This is a genomic window from Pseudoalteromonas sp. SCSIO_11900 (assembly GCF_000576475.1).
Lineage (GTDB): Bacteria > Pseudomonadota > Gammaproteobacteria > Enterobacterales > Alteromonadaceae > Pseudoalteromonas > Pseudoalteromonas tetraodonis.
In genome coordinates this window covers 941,368-967,015 of the sequence record NZ_KK070023.1, presented here as the reverse complement: position 1 = coordinate 967,015, position 25,648 = coordinate 941,368, and the positions used below count along the sequence as shown (strand labels likewise).

The window sequence follows — 25,648 nt, the reverse complement described above, 5'->3', positions numbered from 1 at the left end:
TGTATGGCAAACGCAATTATTAATGTAACTAATTTACGACTACGCACATTTATTGGTTTTAATCCTGATGAGCGTGAAAAAAAACAAGATGTGGTCATTAACCTTGAAATTCACTACCCTGCTGATCAAGCTTGTGAAACAGATGAAGTAGACCAAGCACTTAACTACAAAGTGATTACTAAAGAGGTGATTAGCTTAGTAGAGCAAGGACACTTTTTATTGTTAGAAAAACTAGTTGCTGAAATTCTTGCTGTTTGCCACTCACACCCAAGTGTTAATTATGCTAAGGCTCGAGTAGATAAACCTCATGCGTTGCGCTTTGCCGATTCGGTTTCTTTAACCCTCGACTGGCACAAATAATCCAACGGCAAGGGCTATTACCGCTAAATAACGTAACCCCTTGCCGAGCGTTACCAGCACTAAAAATGTAGTAAAGCGAACTTTAAACACGCCGCCAATAACGGTTAGTGGGTCGCCAACGATGGGCAGCCAAGCAAACAACAGGCTATAAACACCATATTTATTAAACTGCTGTTGTGCTTTTTTAAGCCCTTTTTCAGATACTGGAAACCATTTTTTATCTTTAAAACGCAATGCCTGCGTCCCTAACCAATAGTTAACACAACTGCCCAGTACATTACCCAAGGTTGCTGCAAACCAAATCAGCCATAAGTTAGTATTGCCTTGCATGATCATGCCACTCATCAATACTTCAGACGAGCTAGGTAATAACGTGGCAGATATAAATGCTGTAAAAAATAATGTTATATAGAGCATTTTTTCCTTATGACTAAAAACTAAACCCAGCAATTAGCTGGGTTTGACGATTTTTTAACTTAAAACCAAAGCGCTGAATAATAAAAACAGTTATTTTATCAAATTTAAGCTAAGGGGATAATTAAACTCTTTGCCATCGTTGGCTTTCACGCTTGCGATAACCACCATCACAAATGAAAAAATAGCCACCATAGGTAACAGTAGTAAACCAACCGCTGCAAAAATTAGTAAAAAACAAACAAAATAAGCTATAGCCATAGTAATTTGAAAATTAAGGGCTTTTTTTCCATGTATATCAACAATTGGCATTTCATCTTTTTTAATTAACCAGATAATAAGAGGGCCGAGTACCGACCCAAATGGCACAATAAACCCCGCTAATGCACTTAAATGACATAGCATTGCCCAGGTGCGGTCATCTTTATTGACGACTTTAATCTCTTGATTTTGTTCCATTACACTCTCCCTTCTCGTTTTTATTTTGCGCTAAAATGATATTCATACTCATTAGCCACCTTAATGTAAATGCTTATTTATCCAATGCAAAGCATTTGTGTATATTTAAAAATAAAAAAGCGCAGCAAATAGCTGCGCTTATTGATATTGCCAGACCAGTTACTTATTCACACCCGCTAAATCAAGCATAAAAGCATAATTTAAGGCAGTATCTTCTAAGCGTTTGAAGCGACCTGATGCACCTCCGTGCCCTGCTTCCATATCGATTTTAAACAGTAGCTTATTATCATCTGTTTTGTAATCTCGCAGCTTAGCCACCCACTTTGCAGGCTCAAAATATTGTACCTGTGAATCATGTAAGCCAGTAGTAACTAACATATTTGGGTAATCTTGCTTACTGACCTGATCATAAGGTGAATACGATAACATATACTCATAGTATTCTTTCTCGTTAGGGTTACCCCACTCACCGTATTCGTTGGTTGTAAGTGGAATACTTGCATCAAGCATCGTGGTCACTACATCAACAAATGGAACCGCAGCCACCATACCTTTATACAACTCAGGAGCTTGGTTTGCCACTGCCCCCATTAACAAGCCACCCGCACTGCCACCTTGAGCAAATATTTTATCTTTTGCACCATACTTTTGCTCAACCAATGCCTTGGTAACATCTACAAAGTCGTTAAAGGTGTTCTTTTTAGTCAGTAGTTTACCGTCCTCATACCAAGGGCGACCTAGCATTTGTGAACCACGAATATGCGCAATGGCAAATACAAAACCCCGATCGAGCAAACTTAAGCGAGCGCTAGAAAAGGTAGGATCCATGGTCGCGCCATACGAGCCATAACCATATTGTAGCAGCGGATTAGTCCCCTCTTTTTTAAACATGTCTTTGCGATAGACTAGGCTTACCGGTACTTTAATACCATCTCGTGCAGTGACAAAAATTCGCTCTGATGCGTAATTATCTGCACTAAAATCACCGAGTACTTTTTGTTGTTTAAGTAATGTTTTATTGCCAGTAGCTAAATTAACATCATACGATGAAGCGGGTGTTGTCATACTGGTATAATACACACGTAATGTATCGCTATTTAAATCATTGTTACCGTAGGTGCTAATTGTATAAGCACTGTCGTTAAAACTAAGCGGTATCTCTTTACCCGTGGTTAAGTTACGAGCAATAATAGTCGACTGACCCATTTCACGCTGCTGATACACTAAGTAGTCGTTAAATAAGTCGATGCCTTCTAATTTTATATTATCGCGGGCAGGGATCACACTTTGCCAATTTGCTTTATCACCGGCTTTATCAATATCAACTTTCATAAGCTGAAAGTTAACCGCATTTAAATTAGTGACAATGTAGTAAGTATTACCCAGCTTAGAAATTCCATACTCCAGATCCGCTTCACGTTCAATCAAGCGTTTTGGCATAGCCTTAACATCATCAGCACTTAAAACCGATACACCTGACGCAGTTGTACTGCTGTGCCAAATATAAATTTCTGAATCGTCTTTGCTCTTGCTTATACCAGTGTAATAGCTTGTGTCTGTTTCTTCGTAAACCAGCTCATCATCGCTTTGTGGTGTACCAAGTGTATGACGATAAACTTGATAACCAAGTAAGGTTTGTAAATCTTTTTTTATGTAATAAAGCGTTTTGTTGTCGTTTGCCCAAACAACACTGCCATTCGTACCTTTAAGCGTATCTTCGAGTAATTTACCAGTGCTTAAGTCTTTTATTTTTATATTATAAATACGACGACTTACGGTATCTTCACCATACGCCATTAAATTGCCGTTTGGACTTACATCTAAACCACTTACGGCATAATAATCATGTTCCTTAGCTAGCTCGTTTACATCTAAAATAACCTGCTGGTCAGTGCCTGCAAAATCACTACTACGTACATAAGTTGCGTATTCGTTATCACCACGAGTTTGTGATGAATAATAATAGTCACCGTTTTTAACTGGCACTGAATCATCGTCTTTTTGAATTCGCCCTTTCAGCTCTTCAAATAACTTAGTTTGTAACTTTTTTGTATGCGCAAGCATTGTATCTGTATAAGCATTTTCAGCCTCAAGGTAACTAATTACCTCAGGATCTTTTCGCTCATCATCTCTAAGCCAATAATAATTATCGATACGCGTGTCGCCATGAATAGATATTTCATATGGTACTTTTTTAGCAACCGGCGGCATTACTGCGATTTGAGTAGCTGCGTTTTCAATTTTTGCTGATTGCTCAACGTCAGGAGCTTTGTTGCATCCCCCTAAAATAGCTAAGGAAATAAAAGTAAGAACAAATGGGGTATGTTTCATTGATTGGAATCTCTGTAGTTTTTATTTTTATTAAATATACCTAATATTAAACACGACAGAAATTTAGTTTGTGAAGCTATGTAAAAAGGGAGCCGAGAAATTCTTTTTATATAGTTAAGACTTCAGTTATCCTAACATTAACGAAGCAGCATTAAATAGTCTCTTCCTGCTGCTAATCAATAAGGACAATAATGAATAACGACGTAATTAACATTTTAACAATGGCTAAGGTCATTCAAACAGCGGTTGCACCCGTTTTTTTAATTACTGGTATTGCAGCAACGCTCGGGGTTTTATCTAATCGCTTGGCGCGAATTACAGACAGAGCCAGACAATTAGAACGAAAATTAAAAGTTAGCACCGATGAAGAATTTAACTTGTCTCTGACTACAGAGCTTAGAGCACTCCTTAAGCGCTCTCGCTGCATACACATTGCATTTAGTTTAAGTGTATTAAGTGCACTATTAGTTTGCGCCGTGGTTATGCTGTTATTTTTATCTCACATACAGTCGATTAATTTAGGTGTCACTATTGGCAGCTGTTTTGTTGGTGCAATGGCATTACTGATATGTGCATTTATGTCATTACTCGGTGAGGTGTTCTTGGCAACGCGCAGTATGCGTCGAGGGATGATTTTCGCAGATATAGATATAAACGAATAATAAAAAACCCCGAGTCAATTGTGCTACTCGGGGTTTTACCTATTTAAAACAGATTACTGTGCAGTGTAAATTGTTTCTAGCACTTCTATTTTAGCTTCTTTAATCAAGCCTGATTCTTTTAGCTGCTTTGATGCAACTAAAATATCTTGACCATCATTTACAGCTAAAACAGCAATTTTAGTGCCTGGGAATAAAGATACGACCTTCAAACCTGCAGCCGAAGCAACATCGCTTGCACTCATACCATCTTTTAAAAGAATAGTAATATTACCAGATAGCGACGTTAGGTTATTAGTAAAAATATTACGAACTAATGTTCCTTTTGTAACCACATCAGACGATTTATCTACGCTTACTACTGTCATCTCACCTTTTTGCATAACGACATGCTCTTCTGAAGCAACACTCGAAGGCACTAAACGCAGATTTTTTTCAACTTTATAAGAACCAAAATCTACTTTATCCAAGTTTAATTTAGCTACTTGTTTTTTAGGAAGCGGAAGCTCTTTATCTGAGCTTGTGTTTGCTGTTGCCCCAAACGAAATACACGCAGCAGCACCCAATACGATTAATTGTTTAATTTTCATCTTTATAATCCTTACTCTTGACCTGCGTGACCAAATGCACGAAGAGATACACCTTCAAGTACACTTGCTGAGTTATTATTACTAATACCAGTAACACCTAGGGAATTATTTGAGCCTCTACTAAATGCAAAGCTGTCTGCGCTTGTATCTAACAAACGAACAGTCCAAGTACCTTTCGTAGACTCTCCGTAGAAAGCATTTGAAAGCATCACAGCGTCTTTAAGTACATAACCTACACTCCAGCTATTCGTGAAGCTATATGCAGGGTAAAACAAAGCTTGTTTAGATGAAAGTAATACACTTCGAGTACCCGCTGGCGAAGTAACCTCAATAGCTAAATCATTACCAGCAGATGTTTGAGTACCATCACCTAGGCCGAAGCCCATTTCAGGGTTGCTTACATCAAATTTAAATTGCATTGCCTCAATGTTTAATTCTTCTGTAACTACAATTTCTTGCGTTAAACCTGTAGCACTGTTATCAGGAATTTCTAATGCTAGTGCACTTTCAGAAACGGCTGAACCAACACCATTCCAGTCCGTGATTACTTGCTCACCTAATGAAGCGTCATAAGACTTAGCCATTGCAACGGCTGCACCAGCATCTACACGCCCAAAGCCATATAAATTATTAAAGCTATAACCAGCGGCATTTTCAACCCAACCGTCATGTGCAACAAACTCACCATCTGCGGTAGTTAATTTTACAGGGGCATTTTCAGCGTCAATTAATGTACTTGTTGACGCTAATATATGACGCACATCACGCCAAGTTAGTTCAGGATTAGCCGAAAGAATAAGTGATACTACACCTGATGCATTTGGCGCAGCAGACGATGTACCGTTAAATGTAGATGTATAGTTACAACTTGCGTTATCTTCATTACCAGGATAGTTAAATGGGAACTGGCTTATAGCAAACTCTTCTCCATACGCCTGAGTAAAGCTTGCAACAGCACCACTATTAAAGCCTGAGTAACCGTTGATACATGTCATCTGATCCGTTGTTACCATTGCAGGTGCCCAACGACCATATTCACCAGCTGGCGCTGAAACCATTAAGTTAGCACCTGCTGTTGAGTAGCTAGTGTGCTTACCATTTGCATTTACAGCAGCAACACTTAGATAGTAAGGATGGCCTTGGCTTGGCTCAAACGCACCGTTATAACACGTTAAACCTAAATCATTAGCACCATTATCTTCACATAGTGAGCCTTCATCACCGCCATCAACAAAAGAGTTACCACTCGATTTCATATTAAGTGCACCTTTACCATCTCGCAGGTTTAGGTTTGGGTATGACTCAATAGCTTCATCTAATTCTGAATATGCAATAAATGTTGGGAAAGTTATGCCATAACTACGGTTAAACGCAGAAATATTTTCTGTTGTGCTAATGCCGCTTCCAGGGAAACCATGCACCATTAACTCAGTTTGCGGGATTTTAGCACCACCAAGATAATTCATACCAATTAAACCAGCATCAGGAGCAACGCCACGGCCACCTTTACCATTCCAACCTTTTGCAGCAATCAAACCAGCAACACTTGTACCATGATCACCACTGTTTGACATACTAGTAGGATCTGTACGGTCAGTCGCATCAGCATTTAAGTTTAAAGAACGGTTTGGTAATACATTATCGATTAAATCTTCATGGCGGATTTCCATACCCGAATCGATGACAACTGCCGTTGCACCTGCCCCAGTAACACCTTGGGCATAAGCGTCAACAACATTCATATCTTCGCCAGATACAAGCTCTGTCGCCTCTGATTGAGCAAAACTAGCGTTAACATTGGCTTGTGCTTCTTCTTCTGTATCGCCAAATAGACTAACGTATAAATCAATTAAGCCTTGTTTCATCTCATCACTAAGAGAGTAAGCTTTCTGACCTGTATTGTTTAAGTGCCACTGCTGATTTGCAAGAGGATCTCCAATAATTCCTGAGATATTAATTTTCGCAGAGGCCGTTTTACCGTTTGCAGTTACTGTGTAATCAATAACCGCATCTTCACCAGAAACAGGAACATATGTAAATGATGTACCCTCTACCGTTAACATCCCATGGCTAAACTTAAAGACACCATCTTGCGCGGTAATTGCCTCGCCATTTTCAGTAAAACTAAAAGTAAGTGCGTCACCATCATTATCACTTGCTTTAAAGTCTGCAGTAACTGGAACCCATTGTTTTAAATCAGTAACGACAACATCACTCGCTTTTGGTGCTACATCAGTAACAACTGGAACTGTATTGTTATTATCATTATCGCTTCCACCACACCCTGATAGCGAAATTACTATCGCTGCAGACAACGCTGACAGCTTAAAAATATTATTTTTCATAAATGCTCTTCATTGGTTATTTTTATGACATCTGAATGTACACAACCCAGCCTTCATCAACAACAAGGTATTTACAAACATTCACAAAAAAGACAAAGGTAATACTAATTATTTCCAAGCTCTTTTAATTAATATTCAGGTAATAATCTATGCTTTCCCTTGAACTAAAGCCTAAGCTAATATACAAATACAATCAAATAACCGTCAAAGGAGTAGAGTAAAGTGAAATTGAAGCAAGTATTTATCGGGGCATTACTATCTACATGTGCACTTAGTGTATCTGCAAATTCTGCGTTTAAAGAGCCTAGTGATGCAATTGAGTATCGCCAAGCTGCATTTTCTATGATTTCAGTTCAAATAGGCGATATGGGTGCTATGCTTAAGGGTAAAATTCCTTTTGATGCAGAGCAATTCAAACAGCGTGCAAATAACGCGGCGGCATTATCTAAAATGCCTTGGGAGGCATTTTACGCAGGCACTGAAAAAGGCGATACATCAGCACTTCCTGCGGTATGGTCTGAAAACGATACTTTTATGAAAAAAGCGACAGCGTTTCAGCAATATGCTGATGAACTTGCTGTAGCAGCTCAAACAGGTGACAAAGCGGTCATTGGTAAAGCATTTGGTGCATGGGCTAAAGGCTGTAAAGATTGCCATAAGCAATTCAAAGACTAATAAACACTGTGTATTAAACAATAAAAATGGCGCTGTATTAGCGCCATTTTTTTTAACTAAGCAGATAACTTAAAGGTTCACTTCCCCAAGTACTCATAATTAAAACCAGTAATAGTAAAAATAAAACCCATGCAATCCATGGTGACTTTGTCTCAGGCTCTGAGCTTTGTGTTGCCAGTGCTTTATTACCGGTGATCATAGCTTTTACTAAAGGCTTGCCTTTTATTTTATAAGCAATAATAGCCACAATATGCAAAATAATCGCATAAAATAAAATATCAAAATTGATATGATGCAGCCAGTTAGCGAAATCAATCGTATCACTCGATACATACTGCGCTAACGGGCCATCAGTTAAAATACCATCACTGCTCATTAAACCACTAACCAGCTGCGTAATAATCAGTATAAAAAATAATAACACCATATAACTGCCTGGTGCAGAATGGCCCACATCATTTGTTTTTTTGCCACTAAAAGAAGCAAGCACCGATTTAGGAGAATGCAGTAATGCCGATATTCTTGCCGTTTTACTGCCTATGAGACCCCATATAATCCGCGTTGAAATAAGCGCTAAAGTAAAAAAGCCAACCACAAAATGTAGCTCTATCATGCCCTCTTCAGCACTAAAATAAAGCGCAGCAATACTCAATACTAATAACCAATGAAAGCTTCTTAAAAAGCCATCCCACACTTTTACCTTGAACATTGCACCTTCCCTAAAAAACAGTATCATCTAAAACGCTAACTATTTTAGCATCTTAATCTTAAGGTATCCCGATGAGTCTTTCTACTATTACACAGAGTAAAACACATGCAGTCCATTAAAAAACCGATACTAAAAGGCTTTTTAGATATGCTGCCATTATGTTTAGCCGTTATTCCTTGGGGTATTTTATGTGGCTCGTTGGCAATACAAAATGGCTTTACTCCTTTTGAAACTCAAGCTATGTCGCTATTGGTATTTGCTGGCTCGGCTCAACTGGTTGCTATTGAGTTAATGGCTGGTAATACCCCTCTGTTAACCATTTTATTTACCACATTTATTATTAGCTCTCGTCATTTTTTATATGGCTTGGCGGTTCGTCACAAAGTGATTGAGCAACCTATGCGTTGGCGCCTTCCAGTCAGCTTTGTATTAACCGATGAACTATTTGCTTTTTCGCATCATCCTCGCGCCTACCAGACTAAAACGCGCCTAATTTACGCGCTCAGCGCAGGCTTTAGCTTTTACATTGCTTGGAATATTTGGACACTGTTCGGTATTGTAGCCGGTACTATACTCCCTGATCTCACCAATTTAGGACTCGACTTTGCGATTGCTGCAACCTTTATTGCTTTGGTTATCCCAGGAGTTAAAAATTTAGCCACACTTATCACTGTCATTGTTGCAGGGATCTGTGCCACTTTATTAAAAAGCACAGGCTTTGAGCTGTGGTTGGTATGCTCAGCACTACTCGCGATGAGTGCAGGTTACGCTGTAACTAGAATAGTAAAAAATAAGGACACTAAATCATGATGACGACTATTTTACTTATGGCATGTATTACCTTTTTTACCCGTTATTTATTCTTACATCGCGCGCTACCATTTAAAGTAGGGCCTAAAATGCAGCAGTTTTTGAGCTTCAGTGCACCTGCGGTTCTAACAGCGATTTGGGTGCCTATCGTATTTATAAATGATGGTGGCATTAATCTAAATTGGCAAAATCCTTATTTAAGCGCAGCGATTGTAGCCATTATAGTTGCTTACAAAACACATAATATTTACCTAACCACACTTGCTGGTATGGGGTTATTTTTGATTTTAAATTAACAGTAACGCCATAGCAGTGTTCACTATTTCGACTTTGTTAATCACCAAGCAAAGGTTAGACTATGCCAAATAAACAAATAATAGCTTAATAATATGCACCCATTTCATCAACTAAGTGCTACTAGCCTGCAAGGCCAACCTATCGATTTTCAAGAGTTTGTAGGTAAAGTTGTATTAATAGTAAATACTGCAAGTGAGTGTGGATTCACTTATCAATATAAGTCATTGCAAGCATTACACGAAAAGTATGCCTGCCAAGGTTTAGTCATTATAGGTTTCCCGTGTAACCAATTTGGCCAGCAAGAACCCGGAGACGCGAATCAAATAGCGCAAGGTTGCTTAATCAAGTACGGAGTTAGTTTTTTAATCGCAGAAAAAGTGAACGTTAATGGTCAGCATACACATCCGGTTTTTCGCTATTTAAAATCTGTATTACCGGGGTTGTTAACACGAAAAATTAAGTGGAATTTCACAAAATTTTTGATTAATTCAGATGGCTCACCGATTAAGCGCTACGCGCCCTTTACTAAACCTGAAAAACTAGAAAAAGTAATTGAAAAAGCATTGCTCGCAGCTAAAGTTTGAGGCTTAAAAATTATAAAGAGGCATAAAGCCTCTTTATTACCAACCCACAGAGCTTTAAATACTACCTAAGTAGCAGTTAAAAGCTAATATGTCGGCACTGATTTGTACTAGCGACAACCTAATCAATATAATCGTTTAAGTCATCTTCACCTAGGTTTTTACGCAAGCGTTTTTGCTCAAGGTAATCCTCTAACTTTCTTTTCACCTTTTGCTTTTTCTTGTCGTGTTGATTACGCCCGACCATTTCGTATTCGTCTTCAACAAAATCATCATCTAGCGCATCGTAACTAAATGTCTTACCCACAACCCACTCCATAAAGTGTTTGAGACCAATTACGGATTCTTGTATCGCGATAATTGGTGAAATTAAAATGTTCAACGCAAATTCATTGTACAAATTTCCGTCAAAATAAAGCCACATCGCTATCCTAAATAGTCTCTGTGTCAGTATTGTGAATAAATAGCGCTAAATTTGAATTGTGGAAAGTGAGAGTTTTTTATCGTATCGATAAATTTTATTTATTTGCATTTGATTGTTGGTTATTTTGACCAAATTTTAGCTTTTTCAATGACTTTACTTTTAACTTCAAAGCACCTTAAAAATCACAAACCACTGTTTTTAAACACTAAAAACTATTGGCACCAAACTTGTTATAAGTTAATTATCATCAGCAAAAAACAGAGAATAAACATGAAAGAATTATTATTAGTTAGCGCAATTATGTGCGCCCCCGTCGCCATGGCTCATACCGATAACAGCTCTTCAATTTCATTTAGTAACGACGAATGTAACGTTGTATTTAAGAACGATGTGCGCATCAAACCTAATGAGTTAGAAATTGTTAAAGCCAATAATCAGCGCATGCTATTTACCGCTGAAGGTGAGCTGTCTATCAATGGCGAGCAAGTAGCATTAAATAGTGCACAGCGCCAAGCACTGACCAACTACACAGATAATTTACGCGTGCAATTACCTGAAGTGGCCAATATTGCCCTTGAAGGGGTTAAAATTGCAGGTGTTGCATTAGAAGAAGTCGCCAATGCATTTAATATTAATGGCCTCGATAACATTGCAACCTTGATGGACGATATTCAACAAGAAGTAGAGGGTACCTTTTACCAACAAGGTACATTTGTCATGGGCCAGCAAAGCTTCACTCAGTTTGGTGAAAACTTTGAACAGCAGTTTGAACAACAAATAGAAACTGCCGTTGAGTCGGCCGTAATGCAATCAATGGGCAGTATTTTAGTAGCATTAGGCTCTGAGCTAATGGGTTCAGGTGGCGATATGCAAGCCTTTGAAGAGCGCATGGAAAATATGGGCGCACAAATAGAAGAAAAAGTAGAGCTCCATGCAAAAAAACTTGAACAGCGTGCAAATACACTGTGTGGTGACTTTATTGAAATCGCACAACAAGAAACTCAACTTGCTGCGCAAGTGCCTGCATTAAAAGGCTATGAGTTATTTACTATAAAACAGCACTAACTGCTCAGCATTTTAATTAATCTCCCTTTGCGGCATTTGCTTTTAAGCTATGCCGCATTTTGCGTTTTTACCCCACCAGTTCCATTTAACTCAAATAATAGACTGTTGAGTGGATCTGCTCTTGCTGTGCAGAGGCATTTTGTGGCTTCATAGTAAAATACAAACCAAAGTATAATCTTCACTTCGCTCTAGATCACATAGAATGCCGTTCGAGCTGATGATTGTAAGCCCAAATTGCAACATATTAAAACCACCCCTTTTTAAGTTTTAAATTCTGAGGCGGTGCGATCCCCAGTTAGACGCGTTTTAAAACGCAACCAGCTCCAAAGTACCTAGTAACCTAGGTACTTTTTTTATAATTTAAAAGCCTAGCAACACTCTTTTTTATCGTTTATTTTAATGCTCTTCTCGGATAAATAATTAACCACCTATAAATAGCATGTTAAATCTTTGAACGAAGTAAAACCCACCCCAAAAATACAAAATAATTTAATCTGAATAACTATTCAAAATAATCTATTTATAAACATATTAAAATAAAAAAACTGAAAAAAACCCCATACAAAAGTGATATAGCACACAAACATAATGAATAAATATACAAATATCAAAACAAACGCCATTAAATAGCAAATCAAAAAAAACATTTTCAGATTAAAAAAACTAATACTTCACCAGCAATTTTTATCGCTTTATTTTTAACCAACCCACGGGCAAAATGCACACGTTTTCAACAGACACAACCTTGGAGCGAATACAATGAACCCAATTAATACATTAAACCAAACAGCCACAACTCACGTTGCAGTTAAACCAACTAATCGCAAAGCGAGAATGTTAGCTAAACTTAACCGTTACGGAAAAAAATTAGCACTTGGCGGTGCAATTCAATACAAATAGTCACCCAACCATGATTTTTGTATTGTTGCAGCAAACACCCAACCACTAAATGAAGTTTCTTCTTTAGCTCCATCTGTTTGCTGCCAGCTCCCTCCTCATAGCTAAAATCATCTTTAATTTTCATAATTTACAAAAAAAACCTCATTTACGCTCACTTTTTAAGCAAACGATCTTTTTGCTATTTACACAGGCAACTCACCTAAGTATTATCCTGCATCACGACGTGGAGAGATGGCAGAGTGGTCGAATGCACCGGTCTTGAAAACCGGCAGGGGTTTATAGCCCCTCTAGGGTTCAAATCCCTATCTCTCCACCACTTATTTGTATTAATTGGTTTTTTCCGATTGATAACACGCTAAATAATGCGTCGGAGAGGTGTCCGAGTGGCCGAAGGAGCTCCCCTGCTAAGGGAGTATAGAGTTTGTAGCTCTATCGAGGGTTCGAATCCCTCCCTCTCCACCATTACTGAATATAAGCCACTTAATTGTGGTTTTTTTGTGCCCAAAAATAAGCTTTGCTGCTAATTGGGAGGGTGAGCACTCTCGACAGGGTTCGATAAAGTGTCGGGAACAGTTTAGGCCGCTGCAAGCGTCGCGCAGCGATTAATTACGGGATGTAAGTAAGTCTATCCCTCTCCACCATTACTGGTTACAAGCCACTTAATTGTGGTTTTTTGTGCCTAAATTTTAATAGCCTCTATTAATTTGCACTTTTTATAACGCAGTCGCAAGCGTATGCTAATAAATTAAACAAATTGTATGGTGTCACAACTTAGTGCATTATAAATGGTACTTTAAACCAGCTTAGGTTTAACCATGGCGAAGCTAATATTACTACTGTATTGTTTGGGTGCCTGTGCTGTTAGCATGGCAAATGAAGTGACGGTTTATAAATGCACCATTAAAGGAGTGCCTACTTTTAGTCAAACTCCTTGCGCTGAAGACGCTCAAGTGATCACGCTTAGAAACGTCAACATCATGCAAATAAATACGCCACAATCTGAGAACACACCAGTTGCCGATACTTCTGTTGACGATTATCTAGCGGTGCAACAAATAGAGCGTGATATTGTGCAGCTTGAGCTTAAGATTAAACAATACCAACAAGAATACGCACAAAAAAAACAGCAAATCGATTACATGACCCAAGATAAAGCAAATCGCTTAGGGGCCAGCTCAATTGCGAATGCCATTACCACTGAAACGGCGGCACTTAAGCAGCGATTTGACCCACAAATCAAGCAAGCACAACAACAAATAGAAGCACTCACTCAAAAAAAACAGCAGCTTAGTCAGCAACCTTAAGTATGTGCTTCACAACATCAATAAATGTTTGTATCTCTGACTTTGTATTGTATATGTGAGGTGAAACACGGATGCCGAGTTTACGCACATCAACACTTATTTTTGCAGCCTCTAATGCCGTTAATACATTTTGCTGATGCTCAGAAAACTGCAAAATAGCGGTGCCACTACATTGCTCTTTAGCGCTAGGTGATATTAAAAAAGCGCCCAATTGCTGCTGAATTAACTCAAGTAACATCAAGTTGTGCGATCTCACTTGTTCAACGCCAAATTCAACAATATATTCAATACTATGAGCGGCAATAATATAAGGAAGTACCGAGGGCGTACCGCCCCAAAACCTTAGTGTTTTAGCGTTATATTGAAAATGCGCAATATCAAACTCGAATGGGTTTTGATGTGAAAACCAGCCAACATCTTTTGGTTCACATTGTGTTATTTGCTTTGGATTTACCCATAAATAAGCAGCTCCTGGCCCTCCGCATAGCCACTTCACACTTGAACCAATCATAAAGTCAGCATTTAACGCCGTTAGGTCTATAGGAATAACCCCTGCCGATTGCGCCACATCAATTATTGAGAGTGTATTCGTGACTTTACTCAGCGCCACAATATCGTTTATGGGAGCTTGTACACCCGTATTAGAATAAACATGGCTGACAAACACACCATCAATCTCTGGAGTTAAATATCGCTGCCATACCTGTCTATCACTCAAGTCTTCATGCTCAGGGATGTAGCGTATTTTTGCACATTCAGGCAATGCTTTTTGCATTACAAACCCCATACTGGGAAAGTCAGCCTGCGCCATTAATACCGTACACTGTGGTTTATTAAATACGGGGTGTGACATAACCAATTTAGTTAAACCACTGGATAAATTAACCTGAGGACAAAATTGCTCACTAGGCGCATTAAACAACTGCCCTAATGCCTCAGTAAATCTTTCAATGGCGGGTAACCACTGTTGCCATGGCTCTTTTACACTTTCTTGCCAAGGAGTAAAAAAATGTTCAGTGGCATTTTCTAAGCTCGTTTTTAATGGGCGGCCAACAGAGTGGCTTAGTAAATAACAACCCTGTGGCATACAAAAATCATTTTTAGCCATATTAATTAATCCACTGTTTTAGCGTGTTTAAATCATCAAAGCGCGTATTTATGTCGTCACGCTTTGCCGCGGCACGCCTATCTCTTAACTTAGCTAATGAATCAAGCAGTACCGGTAGAGGAGGTCCACTGGCAGTGACTTTACTCATATGCTGTTGTTGCATGTGCTGTGATGGCTGAGCAATAAACTTTTCCACCAACTGATTATGATGACCGATAGCGGTGTCGCCATGTAATTTACACACTTGAATAAATAGTTTGCCGTGCTTTTGAAACCACTTTGTATTTTTATATTGTTCGGCCTCTAAAAAATCATCCATTAGGCTTTGCATACGCATGGCTTCACGAAGTATTTGTTGATCCTCTGGCATCATATATAAAAATTTATCCACCAGCATTTGCGAGTAACTCGGCTCATTGGCACTGCAAAGCCCTAGCAGCATATCAATAACATTAATACCGGCAAAGTCTCCCGCATTTGCACCACGGTAAACCTCTTTACCTACCCTGTAAGGCTTGTAATATGGGCGTACACAATTAAAAAAACGTTCGGTGTCTAGCTGAGTGTATAAGGCGTTATTCGACGCTATTACATCCATTAATGCCGTTTTAACCACCTCAAGTAGTTCAGCCGTGACAGGGTGTGAAATGCCTAATGGCAGTATTTTTAATAAAGCATCACTCGCACGTTTATACGCTAAAATACCTTGGGTGTTGTAATCTAAAAAAAGGGCTTCATCATCAAGATTTGTAAACCGTTTATAGGTGCCATTAATGGCTTTATTATGCGTAGTTAGATGCGCAGTAGCAAAACGAGGGGTTACTCCAATAGAAGCACCAATATGCATAGCAAGCGCCGATGCTTCAACTAATGGTGAGGTTGTTTCTCTGCTTGGCTCTGTGATCTCATGTCTACGGCAGGCCGCCATGAACAAACCAACATTACCAAGCAAATCGAATGCGCTATCAAATCCTTCGTCGGTATTACCTTCGGCTAATAAGTCGCTGATCAACGCATTACCTTGCTCCTTTAGTGCCAGCTTTAAGCTATCACCAACCCCCTCAACATTAGCCTTATCGGTTTGCTGCCAATAAAGCTGTTCTAATTGCGAGTTTAAGCTTACAAACTCTGATCTTATCCAACGGTCAAACTTAGCAGTAAAAGAACTCATAACTACACTCTGTTATTATTATGTCTTAATGCTAACAAAAATCCCTGAGGGTAAAACGCCAAAAAAAATAGTAAAAATACCTTTTGTTAGTAATAATCACTAACAATATTAAAATAATTAATAAGATCCCATAGTCATGTTAGATAAAAAAGATCAGCAGTTACTGGTTGCCTTACAATCGCATGCCCGCATGTCGGTTTCTGAATTAGCCAATACCATTAACCTATCAGACACCCCTACTCTTAGGCGTATCAAAAAGCTTGAGCAGGAACATGTAATTACGGGCTATCACGCTGCAATTAACCCTAAGTCGCTCAACCTTAATGTGCTGGTTTATGCTTTCGTGCGACTAAGTCAAAACTCGGTGAGTGCGGCACAGCAATTTGAGCTGCATGTAGAAAAACTTCCCCATGTACTTGAGTGCTCTGTGATCTCAGGTAGCCACGATTATTTACTGAAAATTATTTCTCAGGATTTAGAAAGCTATGAGCAGTTTGTAAAGCACCAGCTGGGGAGCTTAAGCTGCATCGCCAATATAGAGTCAACGGTAGTACTCAAACAATCATTTAGTAAAAAGCAGCTACCACTTTAAAAATAATACTATTTACTGTCGATTCGCTATACTAAAATATCATTATAAAAATAATATTTAACAAGGATGCATGTGAAGATTTTTGGTTCAACATCCAATTCTTTTGTTTTTTACATATCGTTTGCGGTTGCTTACTTTATAACTGGTAATTTATTAACTAATTTTGCCTTTCAATCACAAGTCATCCCTATCTGGCTCCCTGCAGGTATTGCCCTAGTTGGCTGTTTTATCTGGTGGTGGCGCTTTATCCCTGCATTATTTATTGCCTCTGTCTCCTTTAATTTAAGTACCAGTGATAACGTTATCTCTGATCAAGTTTTAATTGGCAATACATTAGAGCAGGTGTTACTAATCGGCTTTGGCGCTGTGCTGCAAGGGATGATTGGCGCAGCTATTTTAAAATACTGGCTAGGTCATCCGCTGTTCTTAAAGAAACGCCAATCAATAATATATTTTATTTTTATCGTTGGTATTGTTGTTAGCCTAATATCGGCCAATATTGGCGTCTATGCTTTAAGTCAATTTAACCCTGCTCACAGCATTGATAATCATTGGAGAAATGTTACTTTTTGGTGGCTTGGTGATTCTCTAGGCGTGCTGATCGCAACCCCCTTTTTATTAGCGTTATTACAACCTAAATTTAAACGCCATGATGTTACCCCATTACCTACTATCGCAGTATGCTCGGTATTATTCATCTCAGTAGCCTTAACCACTAAGCTATATAACCAAGAGACTTATTCAAATTCAATACAAATTGCCAAGCGCGAAACATCTATTATTGAAAACAGTTTGCTGAGCAATTTAAACCTCAGCCAAATAACCGTACAAAGCCTTGCAAGCCAAATACAATCAACGCCAACTTTAAGAAGGCAAGAGTTTAATAGCTACAGTGCCCAACTATTGGCTGAGCATTCATTTATTAAAGCATTTTCATGGAATCGTAAAATTGATCCCGCTCAGGTCAGTGACTTTAACAAACAGCTTAATGAAATTTATAACGCATACAACTTTGATCCAAGCATTAAAGGGGCACCATTATCAAACAATGACCCATTGGTGGTTATTACCTATATTGCCCCTTTTACAGAAAACCAATCAGCGATAGGTTTTAATCTTAATTCTCGAAAAGATCGCCGTGAAACTTTGCTCGACCCACGTATCAAAATTCGCCCGATAGGGACTAAAATAATTCAATTAGTTCAAACACAGCAACCTGAACCCGCGTATTTATTATTTGCTCCCGTGTATCAACAAAATAATGAGGTTGCCTCAATTAAAGGTTACGCAACAGGTGTATTTTTAGTAAAAAACATACTTGCTCAGTCGCTTACGCAAGCACAAAATAAAATGTTTAATATCGCTATTTATGAAGCCAATGCTATCAATCCGTTTTATTCAAATGCCGAAAATATTCCAACCAAAAGCAATAAACTTACAACTATCAAAATTGATTTTGCAGGGCAAACATGGTTCGTTGATTTAACCATTAAAGATGAATTTCTACCGCATCAAACTAATAACATGACACTCTTTTTGCTTATTTTACAGGTCATTGTAAGCTCACTCATTTTACTGATATTACTGCTGTTTAATAACCAGCACCTTGCACTCTCACGCTTGGTAGCAGAGCGTACACGCTCGCTGGTTAAGGCTAAAAAACAATCTGATTTAGCAAATCAAGCTAAAAGCCGATTTTTAGCAAATATGAGTCATGAAATTCGCACTCCGCTTAATGCCGTGATTGGCTTTTCCACTCTAGCTAAAAATGAAGATAGTCCTGAAATTCTTTCTGATTATTTAAATAAAATTAATTTAGCGTCTAAATCATTGTTAAGTTTAATAAATGATGTACTCGATATCTCTAAAATTGAATCACAAAAGCTCACCTTAGAAGTCGCTTCTTTTGATTTGAATGCGCTTCTTGCTCGGATCAGTAGTATGTTCGAGCAAAGCGCAGAACAAAAAGGCATTCTCTGGAAAGTTAATAACCAATTACCAACCGACATTTGGTTTGAAGGTGATGTTATGCGAATTGAGCAAATTTTATTAAACCTATGTAGTAACGCCATTAAGTTTACCCATGAAGGTGAAGTAAGTGTTAGCGCATACAGCAAGGAGATCACCAATAGACGTCGTCAAATTACCTTGACTATTAAGGACTCGGGCATCGGTATTGCGCTATCAGAGCAAAGTAAGTTATTTGATGCGTTCACCCAAGCTGATAGCTCAACATCACGTAAATTTGGTGGGACAGGGCTTGGTTTAGCAATCGCAAAAGAACTTAGCTTATTAATGTCTGGAGATATCAGCGTACAAAGCGAGCCAGGTAAGGGCTCTACTTTTACTCTGTCTGTCGAGTTAAATACATGTGCAGCACAACAAGTAACGTCAAAGCACACACACCAGCATGTTAATTTAAGTAAACTAAAAATACTGGTTGCAGAAGATAACAGCGTCAATCAATTAGTCATAAAAGCAATGCTTAGCTCTTTAGGGATTACACCAACACTAGTGGAAAATGGCGAATTAGCAGTAGAACAAGTTAAAGTAAATGACTTCGATTTAGTATTAATGGATTGCCAGATGCCGATTATGGACGGTTACCAAGCCACCGCCTTGATACGTCAAATGAAAAGTACTGAGCAATTACCAATTATTGCCTTAACTGCTGATGTAATGCCTGAAGATAAAGCCAATGCCTTAGCAATTGGTTTTAACGAACATCTTGCAAAACCTCTCGAACTCGATAAGCTCATACAGTGCCTATCTCAATATATTGCGCCAGATAAACCATAAAGATTTATCGAAAATAGAAAACCAAATATGGCTGTCGCACTATTACCAAAATTAATCAGCAACCCACTTAAAAAATAGTAGGCAAAGCATTATGAGCCACTTTTCACATCAATGGTTTAATAGCATCAACCAAATTGACGCAACACAATGGCATTATTTTTTTGGTAATGACCCTTTTACTCAACACGCTTTTTTATATGCCCTTGAGCAAAGCCAATGTGTAAGCGCAAAAACAGGTTGGCAGCCTCACCACTTAGCCGTTTATGAAGACGATAAACTAGTTGCCCTTGCCCCTGGCTACTTAAAAGCGCACTCCTACGGTGAATATGTATTTGACTGGGCATGGGCTGAAGCTTATGAAAAAAATGGCTTAGATTATTACCCTAAATGGCTGTGCTGTATTCCCTTTAGTCCGATTGAGGGTCAAAGAATACGTATTATGCATAGCAATCCAAAGTTAGTGTATGAATATATAACAGAGCAACTTAATACCCACTGCGCAAAACAAGCCTGGTCAGGCTGGCATGTAAACTTTTGCGATAAAGCACAAGCCTCACAGCTAAATGATGCAGGTGCCATGCTGAGAACCGGGGTACAGTTTCAGTGGTTTAATAATAGCTTTAAAGATTTTGACGATTTTTTAAAAACCTTTAATGCCCGTAAGCGCAAAGCAGTAAAAAAAGAACGCGCTAAAATATCACAGCAAAATATCACCATTGAATGGCTGCAAGGTGAGCAAATCACCACAACAGTGATGCAGCTTTTTTGTGAGTTTTATCAACGTACTTATTTAAAACGTTCAGGCCATTTAGGCTACTTAAACAACGATTTTTTTAGCTTGCTACACGCCTTAATGGCTGAAAAATTGCTCATTATGCTAGCCAAAAAAGACCATAAAGTGATTGCCGCCACATTAAGTTTAATTGGTGACAATACCCTTTATGGGCGTTATTGGGGAGCAAGCGAAGAGGTTGATTCTCTTCACTTTGAGCTGTGTTACTACCAAGGAATTGAATATGCGATTAAGCATAATATTCACTGTTTTAATGCCGGTGCTCAGGGTGAGCATAAAATAGCACGCGGCTTTCAACCCATCACTACTTATTCTGCTCATCATATTATTCACCCCGATTTTAATCATGCTATTGCAGATTACTTAAAACGCGAACGCCAACATATCGATATTTATAAACAACAATGCAGCATTTTATTGCCGTTTAAAAATGAGTAACTGATTATTTGCAGGCATCGCAGTATCGCTAAGTAACTTAAGCCCAGATTGCACTGCAAGTTGCTCAACCGCTTCGAAATCACGAATACCACTAAGCGGATAGCGACTTTGCAATAAACTATTAAATTCATCATTACTGGGGCTGGTAAACTCCCCTTTATATTTGAAAGGGCCATATACACACACCACCCCTTGCTGGTTTAAGTGCTGATTTACTCCAGCAAAAAAACGCGTAATTAACTCCCAGCTCACTATGTGAAAAGTGTTAGCAGTATATATCGCATCCACTTTATTTACTGGCCAAGGATCGTTTAAATCAAGCAATAAAGGCGGATGCAAGTTTGCCAGTTGCACCTCATCATGCCATAACTTTATTCCTTGATGATTAACCTCTCGATCACTGGTATACCATTGTAAATGTGGCAATTTTTTGGCAAAGAAAACGCTATGCTGACCCGTCCCCGAGCCTATCTCAAGTACTGATGCTGCATTTTGCAATGCAGGCTGCAAAGCCTTAAGTATATGATTTTTATTATTTTCGCAGGCTTGTGAAAATGGTTTGGTCATACTGATGCACCTAAATTGCAAATGAATGCACAATAGTAAAACAAATTTCAACTATTCTGTCGTGAGTAAATTGACCAAAATAATAAAATAACTTTAATTTCAATACGTTAAATTATATTTACCGAGCTGGTACGCTATATGCTTTTATTAAATTACTCACTTAATGAGTACTAAACGACAAAAGGATAACATTATGTATATTTCACCCTATACCGCCGTAGACGCTGTAATGGCAATTACCGATAAAAGCCTAGATAAAACGAGTCATGAAACAGATTGTAGAGCAACGGTTATCGACTTACTTTCTCATGTAAAACACACTCAAAAGGCACAAAACAAACATGAAACAGACCAAATATTTATTCTTGGCTACAATTAAAGTTCTGTTTAGCCTTATAACTGGCTGTTTATATAAATACATTATTTAAGTCGACTTAAAATCCGTTTAAGTCGACTTTTTAGTTTTAATCCCACTTGTTAACTTGCCTTGACGCCCCCTACTTTTTAGCTATACCGTTGTAAATAGCAATAACAGCACCATATCTTTTTTTATAGCGTAGTTTAATGTCATATATTCTCTTTTTTAGGAGTACTAATGAGTAACTTTAGAACAGAATCAGATAGCATGGGCACACTCGACGTACCCGTTAACGCACTTTATAAAGCACAAACCCAACGCGCCATTAATAACTTTACGATTAGCAACCTCACCATGCCACAGCAATTTATTATTGCTTTAGCGTATATAAAACAAGCCGCAGCATTAACCAATTTAAAGCTTGGCCATTTAGATAAAACAAAAGCAAATGCAATCGAGCATGCCTGCCAAGAAATTATTGATGGTCAGCATTATGAGCATTTCCCCGTTGATATTTTTCAAACGGGATCAGGTACCAGCTCAAATATGAATGCCAACGAAGTTATTGCAAGTTTGGCTTCAAAACATGCTAATCAACCTATTCACCCTAACGACGATGTGAATATGGGACAAAGCTCGAATGATGTTATTCCCACTGCAATCGCCTTAAGCAGTGCTATCAGTGTTGATAAAAAATTACTGCCAGCACTAGCAAACTTAGCCGACGCCTTAGAGCAGAAAAAAGCAGACATCGGTCATATAGTTAAAACTGGGCGCACTCATTTAATGGATGCAATGCCAGTGACCTTTGAGCAAACACTCAGCGCATGGCAATCGCAGGTAAAGCACGCAGCCCGCGGTATTGAGCATGCACTAATACGTGTTTGTGAACTGGCTCAGGGGGGAACAGCGGTCGGCACAGGTATTAATGCCGACCCACAATTTGCCGCTCTATTTGCCAAACAGCTAAGTGAAAAAGTAGGGATTAACTTTATCCCCAGTGATAACTTTTTTTATAATATTGGATCGCAAGATGCCATTGTGGCTTTATCAGGGCAGCTGAAAGTCTATGCCGTTGCGCAAATGAAAATAGCCAACGATCTACGTTGGATGAATTCAGGGCCGCTTGCGGGACTTGGTGAAATAGAGCTTGAAGCATTGCAGCCTGGTTCATCCATTATGCCTGGCAAAGTGAACCCGGTGATCCCAGAAGCCGCTGCAATGGCTAGTGCGCAAGTCATCGGTAACGACGCCACAATTACCGTAGCAGGCCAAGCTGGCAACTTTGAGCTTAACGTAATGCTACCCGTGATTGCTTATAATATCCTGCAAAGTACAGAGATACTTGCTAACAGTGCGCAAGCACTAGCGGATAAAGCCATAACTAGCTTTAAAGTTAATCAAGCACAGATTGATAAAGCGCTGACTAAAAATCCTATTTTAGTTACTGCACTCAACCCAGTTATTGGCTATGAAAAAGCAGCAAAAATTGCCAAACAAGCTTACCAGCAAGCAAAGCCAATTATTGATATCGCCGAGCAAGAGACAGACCTATCTCGCTCAGAATTAGAGGCATTACTCAATCCAGCTAAATTAACCCAAGGTGGGTTAATGTAAAAACGCCATTAATGGCGCTTTAATATATTGATAGTAGAGTTTTTATTGCCGTAATAAATGCACCGTGTATGATAGTGATGAATAATTCATCACTATCAGGAACGATTATGCGTACTCCATTACTCGCTCTACTACTACCGCTTTGCTTAACAGCTTGCTTAGAAAGCACCTCAAATGAAACTGAGCAAACTAAAACCAATACGGTAGAAAACACGTCTACGCCGATACCACAACAAAAACTACCACAAGCGAATAGAGAAAATAAAATAGCACAGCAACTACCGGTTGATGCTGCAAAGGAAGTGTCGCTTGATGATATTAAAACAGCAAAAAATAAATTAAATAACCTCATAGCAGATAAACAATGTTCAACTAGTTCACAGTGTAAAGTCAGTGCTGTTGGTAGCCGTGCCTGTGGTGGACCAAGTGATTACATTGTGTACTCTACACAAAGCGCACCCCAAGAGCAGGTTTCAGCCCTAAGCGATACTATCACTCAATTAGAAAGTACCTATAATGTGCAAAAAGGCATGATGAGTATTTGCCAACATTTAACTGCGCCAAGCACTCAGTGTGTTGAAAATAAATGTGTTAAACTTGAAGGCTCTGCGGTAAGTGTATTTTAAGGATTAGATTATGAGTTGTTTGTCATCCGTAATTAAGCTATCAGCTACCTGTGTTGTTATGACTATGCTGCTTAGCAGTTGCAGTAGTGCACTAACATCAAGCAAAGCTCAAAACGCGAGTGAATCTGTTTTAAATACTTAACTTAATGAGCTTACAAGTAATAAAAGCTGTACAGCCAGCTATCAATGTTAGGTGTTTGCTCGCGTGTCTGTGGGGGGCCGAGTAAGTATGTTGTGTACTCAACATTAAATCACTCTCAAGAACAAGCAGAGCAATTAGCGCAAAAAATCACTGAGCAAGAACAACTAGATAATGCAATGCTTGAGTTCAAAGACTGCTCACCAGTGTTAGAAGTCCACTCTTTATGTATTGATAATCAATGTAAAACAGTTAACTACCAGTAGCAGTTCGTTTCGGTGTTAATCTAATAGTGGTATTAACACCGAAATAACCACCACCATGAAAATACACACACCTGCCTTAAAAATGTATTCCAGTGGCATTTTTTTCTGTACCCAGTAAGCATATATAAAACGCACGAAGTAGCTTGCCGCCGTGCCAAATAAAGCAAACATGAGTAAGTAGGCAATCAATAAGATATTCACAGCGGTACTTTTTTAGAAAATAATAGCCCCAGTGTAAGTATTTTACATAAAGAAGGCAAAAGGGTTACTTAGTCTTTTTTGTATGCTCAATTAGTAACTCTGCTACCTGTTGCTTTACCGCTCTTTTATCATCTACTGCCACTTCAAACCGGCTAGCCAATTGCGCTATTTCGTCATCATTTAAATTAAACGATAGTCGTTGCCGTGTTTTTTTAGACTTTACATCAAGACCTAAAATTTTACGGATCATATCTGAGGGAGTGAGCTCTTGATCGATAGCTTGTTTTTTTATCGACTTTTGTACCTCACTACTCAAATCAAATGCCATTTGCGTGGCGCGCACAGCTTGCTCTTGGCGCAACCACTTGTCTTTAGCATCACTCACTGAGCATCTCCAGGAAACAAATCAACAATATCGCTAATTGGGCGAGTTAACGTCAGTGAGACTTCTGTTTCACCTCCCTCCCAAATCTCTATATTAACGCTATGCCCTTCATCAGGAGAGGCTAAGCAAATCATTTCGCATGGTTCACCACCTTCTTGCTCATAGCGAGGCAGCGTTTGGCCACGAAAGTCTTTATTATGAAAATAACAAACATAAGGCGATTCACTTTGCTGATAGCTTTTCGCTAAAAATTGCATAAAACGCTCAGGGGTATTTTGTACCGTGATATGTGTTAATGACTCTTCATCAAAAATACGCGCAAATTCATCAAGACCAAAGATCTCTTCAACTTCATCACGCTGAATTTTTATAGAGAAGTTTGCCCACTGTTCACCATCATTTTGCTCTATTTGTAAAAACACCACTTGGCCAGTGTTAGTTTCAAGTACAAATTCAGTATCACTGCTGTGTTGGTACTGATACGTTTGCACATCAATAACGCGCAACGTTTGACCTTTAAGCCATGAAGGATAAGCAAACGAATCAATGACAGTAAACATGTCGCCTTTTTTAAGGTCACTCGCATGATTAAGCTGACGTTCTGGCTTTTTTTTAGATTTGAAAAAATTAAACATATAAGGTGCCTCTGTAAGCAAAAAAGGTAA

28 protein-coding genes, 2 tRNA genes and 1 pseudogene are annotated in these 25,648 nt (G+C 38.8%); 18 read left to right on the top strand and 13 right to left on the bottom strand.

The features are described 5' to 3' along the window. Positions 1-3 precede the first annotated feature (3 nt). On the top strand, positions 4-360 hold the full coding sequence (gene folX, locus BG00_RS04495) for a dihydroneopterin triphosphate 2'-epimerase (protein WP_013463705.1): 357 nt from the start codon (positions 4-6) through the stop codon (positions 358-360). On the opposite strand, the gene BG00_RS04490 is transcribed toward folX, so the two are convergent. From BG00_RS04490 to BG00_RS04480, 3 genes are all read right to left on the bottom strand, one after another. Continuing rightward, a complete protein-coding gene (locus tag BG00_RS04490) occupies positions 337-777 on the bottom strand; it encodes a YqaA family protein (protein ID WP_036980806.1) in 441 nt (146 codons plus the stop codon). The two genes, folX and BG00_RS04490, sit on opposite strands and share 24 nt — an antisense overlap. A gap of 90 nt (positions 778-867) precedes the next feature. Next, on the bottom strand, positions 868-1,233 hold the full coding sequence (locus tag BG00_RS04485) for a DUF4870 domain-containing protein (RefSeq protein ID WP_010392586.1): 366 nt from the start codon (positions 1,231-1,233) through the stop codon (positions 868-870). A 159-nt stretch (positions 1,234-1,392) separates the two neighbouring features. Beyond that, entirely contained in the window at positions 1,393-3,564 is a 2,172-nt protein-coding gene (locus tag BG00_RS04480; RefSeq protein WP_036980804.1) for a S9 family peptidase, read from the bottom strand. Positions 3,565-3,755: 191 nt separating this feature from the next. Here BG00_RS04480 and BG00_RS04475 point away from each other — a divergent pair, with 191 nt between their 5' ends. Continuing rightward, positions 3,756-4,226 carry a DUF2721 domain-containing protein gene (locus BG00_RS04475; RefSeq protein ID WP_013463702.1) on the top strand — a complete coding sequence of 157 codons (471 nt, stop codon included), beginning with the start codon at positions 3,756-3,758 and terminating at the stop codon, positions 4,224-4,226. A 53-nt stretch (positions 4,227-4,279) separates the two neighbouring features. Here the strand turns inward: BG00_RS04475 and BG00_RS04470 are convergent, their stop codons facing one another. Both BG00_RS04470 and BG00_RS04465 read right to left on the bottom strand, forming a co-directional pair. Then, positions 4,280-4,813: a S8 family serine peptidase gene (locus BG00_RS04470; RefSeq protein ID WP_036980802.1), complete on the bottom strand. Its 534-nt coding sequence runs from the start codon at positions 4,811-4,813 to the stop codon at positions 4,280-4,282. Between the two features lie 11 nt (positions 4,814-4,824). Continuing rightward, positions 4,825-7,158, bottom strand: a complete 2,334-nt coding sequence (locus BG00_RS04465) for a S8 family serine peptidase (RefSeq protein ID WP_036980799.1) — start codon at positions 7,156-7,158, stop codon at positions 4,825-4,827. 222 nt (positions 7,159-7,380) lie between these two features. On the opposite strand from BG00_RS04465, the gene BG00_RS04460 reads away from it, so the two are divergent. Then, on the top strand, positions 7,381-7,833 hold the full coding sequence (locus tag BG00_RS04460) for a c-type cytochrome (RefSeq protein WP_013463699.1): 453 nt from the start codon (positions 7,381-7,383) through the stop codon (positions 7,831-7,833). A gap of 52 nt (positions 7,834-7,885) precedes the next feature. Here BG00_RS04460 and BG00_RS04455 read toward each other — a convergent pair whose 3' ends face one another. Next, entirely contained in the window at positions 7,886-8,542 is a 657-nt protein-coding gene (locus BG00_RS04455; RefSeq protein WP_036980795.1) for a cytochrome b/b6 domain-containing protein, read from the bottom strand. Between the two features lie 105 nt (positions 8,543-8,647). Between BG00_RS04455 and BG00_RS04450 the strand changes: the two genes are divergently transcribed. From BG00_RS04450 to BG00_RS04440, 3 genes are all read left to right on the top strand, one after another. After that, positions 8,648-9,352 carry an AzlC family ABC transporter permease gene (locus BG00_RS04450; RefSeq protein WP_036980794.1) on the top strand — a complete coding sequence of 235 codons (705 nt, stop codon included), beginning with the start codon at positions 8,648-8,650 and terminating at the stop codon, positions 9,350-9,352. Next, positions 9,349-9,648, top strand: a complete 300-nt coding sequence (locus BG00_RS04445; RefSeq protein ID WP_016900234.1) for an AzlD domain-containing protein — start codon at positions 9,349-9,351, stop codon at positions 9,646-9,648. The genes BG00_RS04450 and BG00_RS04445 overlap by 4 nt, the downstream gene beginning before the upstream one ends. Positions 9,649-9,741: 93 nt before the next feature. Then, positions 9,742-10,233 (top strand): glutathione peroxidase, encoded by a 492-nt coding sequence (locus BG00_RS04440; RefSeq protein ID WP_036980792.1) that lies wholly within the window; start codon positions 9,742-9,744, stop codon positions 10,231-10,233. A gap of 118 nt (positions 10,234-10,351) precedes the next feature. On the opposite strand, the gene BG00_RS04435 is transcribed toward BG00_RS04440, so the two are convergent. Further along, on the bottom strand, positions 10,352-10,537 hold the full coding sequence (locus tag BG00_RS04435) for a PA3496 family putative envelope integrity protein (protein WP_008108975.1): 186 nt from the start codon (positions 10,535-10,537) through the stop codon (positions 10,352-10,354). A gap of 387 nt (positions 10,538-10,924) precedes the next feature. Here BG00_RS04435 and BG00_RS04430 point away from each other — a divergent pair, with 387 nt between their 5' ends. The 5 genes from BG00_RS04430 to BG00_RS04415 all read left to right on the top strand — a co-directional run bounded on the left by BG00_RS04430 (position 10,925) and on the right by BG00_RS04415 (position 13,923). Next, positions 10,925-11,719 (top strand): YggN family protein, encoded by a 795-nt coding sequence (locus tag BG00_RS04430; protein WP_036983348.1) that lies wholly within the window; start codon positions 10,925-10,927, stop codon positions 11,717-11,719. 759 nt (positions 11,720-12,478) lie between these two features. Continuing rightward, positions 12,479-12,619: a hypothetical protein gene (locus tag BG00_RS17760; RefSeq protein ID WP_008113257.1), complete on the top strand. Its 141-nt coding sequence runs from the start codon at positions 12,479-12,481 to the stop codon at positions 12,617-12,619. Between the two features lie 225 nt (positions 12,620-12,844). Then, positions 12,845-12,935 (top strand) — tRNA-Ser (locus tag BG00_RS04425). Between the two features lie 53 nt (positions 12,936-12,988). After that, positions 12,989-13,081 (top strand) — tRNA-Ser (locus BG00_RS04420). Between the two features lie 353 nt (positions 13,082-13,434). Beyond that, a complete protein-coding gene (locus tag BG00_RS04415) occupies positions 13,435-13,923 on the top strand; it encodes an RNA-binding protein (protein WP_036980790.1) in 489 nt (162 codons plus the stop codon). Here the strand turns inward: BG00_RS04415 and BG00_RS04410 are convergent. Continuing rightward, on the bottom strand, positions 13,907-15,031 hold the full coding sequence (locus tag BG00_RS04410; RefSeq protein WP_036980788.1) for an aminotransferase class V-fold PLP-dependent enzyme: 1,125 nt from the start codon (positions 15,029-15,031) through the stop codon (positions 13,907-13,909). The two genes, BG00_RS04415 and BG00_RS04410, sit on opposite strands and share 17 nt — an antisense overlap. Position 15,032: 1 nt before the next feature. Continuing rightward, complete coding sequence (locus BG00_RS04405; RefSeq protein WP_036980786.1) at positions 15,033-16,202, bottom strand: PrnB family protein; 1,170 nt, start codon at positions 16,200-16,202, stop codon at positions 15,033-15,035. A gap of 136 nt (positions 16,203-16,338) precedes the next feature. Between BG00_RS04405 and BG00_RS04400 the strand changes: the two genes are divergently transcribed. The 3 genes from BG00_RS04400 to BG00_RS04390 all read left to right on the top strand — a co-directional run bounded on the left by BG00_RS04400 (position 16,339) and on the right by BG00_RS04390 (position 20,824). Then, a complete protein-coding gene (locus tag BG00_RS04400; protein ID WP_036980784.1) occupies positions 16,339-16,794 on the top strand; it encodes an Lrp/AsnC family transcriptional regulator in 456 nt (151 codons plus the stop codon). A gap of 72 nt (positions 16,795-16,866) precedes the next feature. Continuing rightward, positions 16,867-19,593 carry an ATP-binding protein gene (locus BG00_RS04395; RefSeq protein ID WP_036980782.1) on the top strand — a complete coding sequence of 909 codons (2,727 nt, stop codon included), beginning with the start codon at positions 16,867-16,869 and terminating at the stop codon, positions 19,591-19,593. Positions 19,594-19,684: 91 nt separating this feature from the next. Next, the gene (locus BG00_RS04390; protein WP_036980779.1) at positions 19,685-20,824 is read left to right on the top strand and encodes a GNAT family N-acetyltransferase; all 1,140 of its coding nucleotides are present in this window, start codon (positions 19,685-19,687) and stop codon (positions 20,822-20,824) included. Here BG00_RS04390 and BG00_RS04385 read toward each other — a convergent pair. Next, positions 20,801-21,391: a DUF938 domain-containing protein gene (locus tag BG00_RS04385; RefSeq protein ID WP_036980778.1), complete on the bottom strand. Its 591-nt coding sequence runs from the start codon at positions 21,389-21,391 to the stop codon at positions 20,801-20,803. The two genes, BG00_RS04390 and BG00_RS04385, sit on opposite strands and share 24 nt — an antisense overlap. A 193-nt stretch (positions 21,392-21,584) precedes the next feature. On the opposite strand from BG00_RS04385, the gene BG00_RS04380 reads away from it, so the two are divergent. The 4 genes and pseudogenes from BG00_RS04380 to BG00_RS18470 all read left to right on the top strand — a co-directional run bounded on the left by BG00_RS04380 (position 21,585) and on the right by BG00_RS18470 (position 24,397). Continuing rightward, complete coding sequence (locus tag BG00_RS04380; protein ID WP_013463685.1) at positions 21,585-21,770, top strand: hypothetical protein; 186 nt, start codon at positions 21,585-21,587, stop codon at positions 21,768-21,770. A gap of 216 nt (positions 21,771-21,986) precedes the next feature. Beyond that, positions 21,987-23,366: a class II fumarate hydratase gene (locus tag BG00_RS04375; protein ID WP_036980776.1), complete on the top strand. Its 1,380-nt coding sequence runs from the start codon at positions 21,987-21,989 to the stop codon at positions 23,364-23,366. Between the two features lie 107 nt (positions 23,367-23,473). Then, a complete protein-coding gene (locus BG00_RS04370) occupies positions 23,474-23,992 on the top strand; it encodes a hypothetical protein (RefSeq protein WP_175610069.1) in 519 nt (172 codons plus the stop codon). Positions 23,993-24,002: 10 nt separating this feature from the next. Then, positions 24,003-24,397, top strand: a pseudogene (locus tag BG00_RS18470) (hypothetical protein). A gap of 15 nt (positions 24,398-24,412) precedes the next feature. Here BG00_RS18470 and BG00_RS04360 read toward each other — a convergent pair. The 3 genes from BG00_RS04360 to BG00_RS04350 all read right to left on the bottom strand — a co-directional run bounded on the left by BG00_RS04360 (position 24,413) and on the right by BG00_RS04350 (position 25,618). Beyond that, a complete protein-coding gene (locus tag BG00_RS04360) occupies positions 24,413-24,598 on the bottom strand; it encodes a hypothetical protein (RefSeq protein WP_008113278.1) in 186 nt (61 codons plus the stop codon). A 64-nt stretch (positions 24,599-24,662) separates the two neighbouring features. Beyond that, positions 24,663-24,983, bottom strand: a complete 321-nt coding sequence (locus BG00_RS04355) for a hypothetical protein (RefSeq protein ID WP_008113280.1) — start codon at positions 24,981-24,983, stop codon at positions 24,663-24,665. Next, positions 24,980-25,618 carry a hypothetical protein gene (locus BG00_RS04350; protein WP_013463680.1) on the bottom strand — a complete coding sequence of 213 codons (639 nt, stop codon included), beginning with the start codon at positions 25,616-25,618 and terminating at the stop codon, positions 24,980-24,982. Before BG00_RS04350 ends, BG00_RS04355 begins: the two co-directional genes overlap by 4 nt. Positions 25,619-25,648 lie beyond the last annotated feature (30 nt).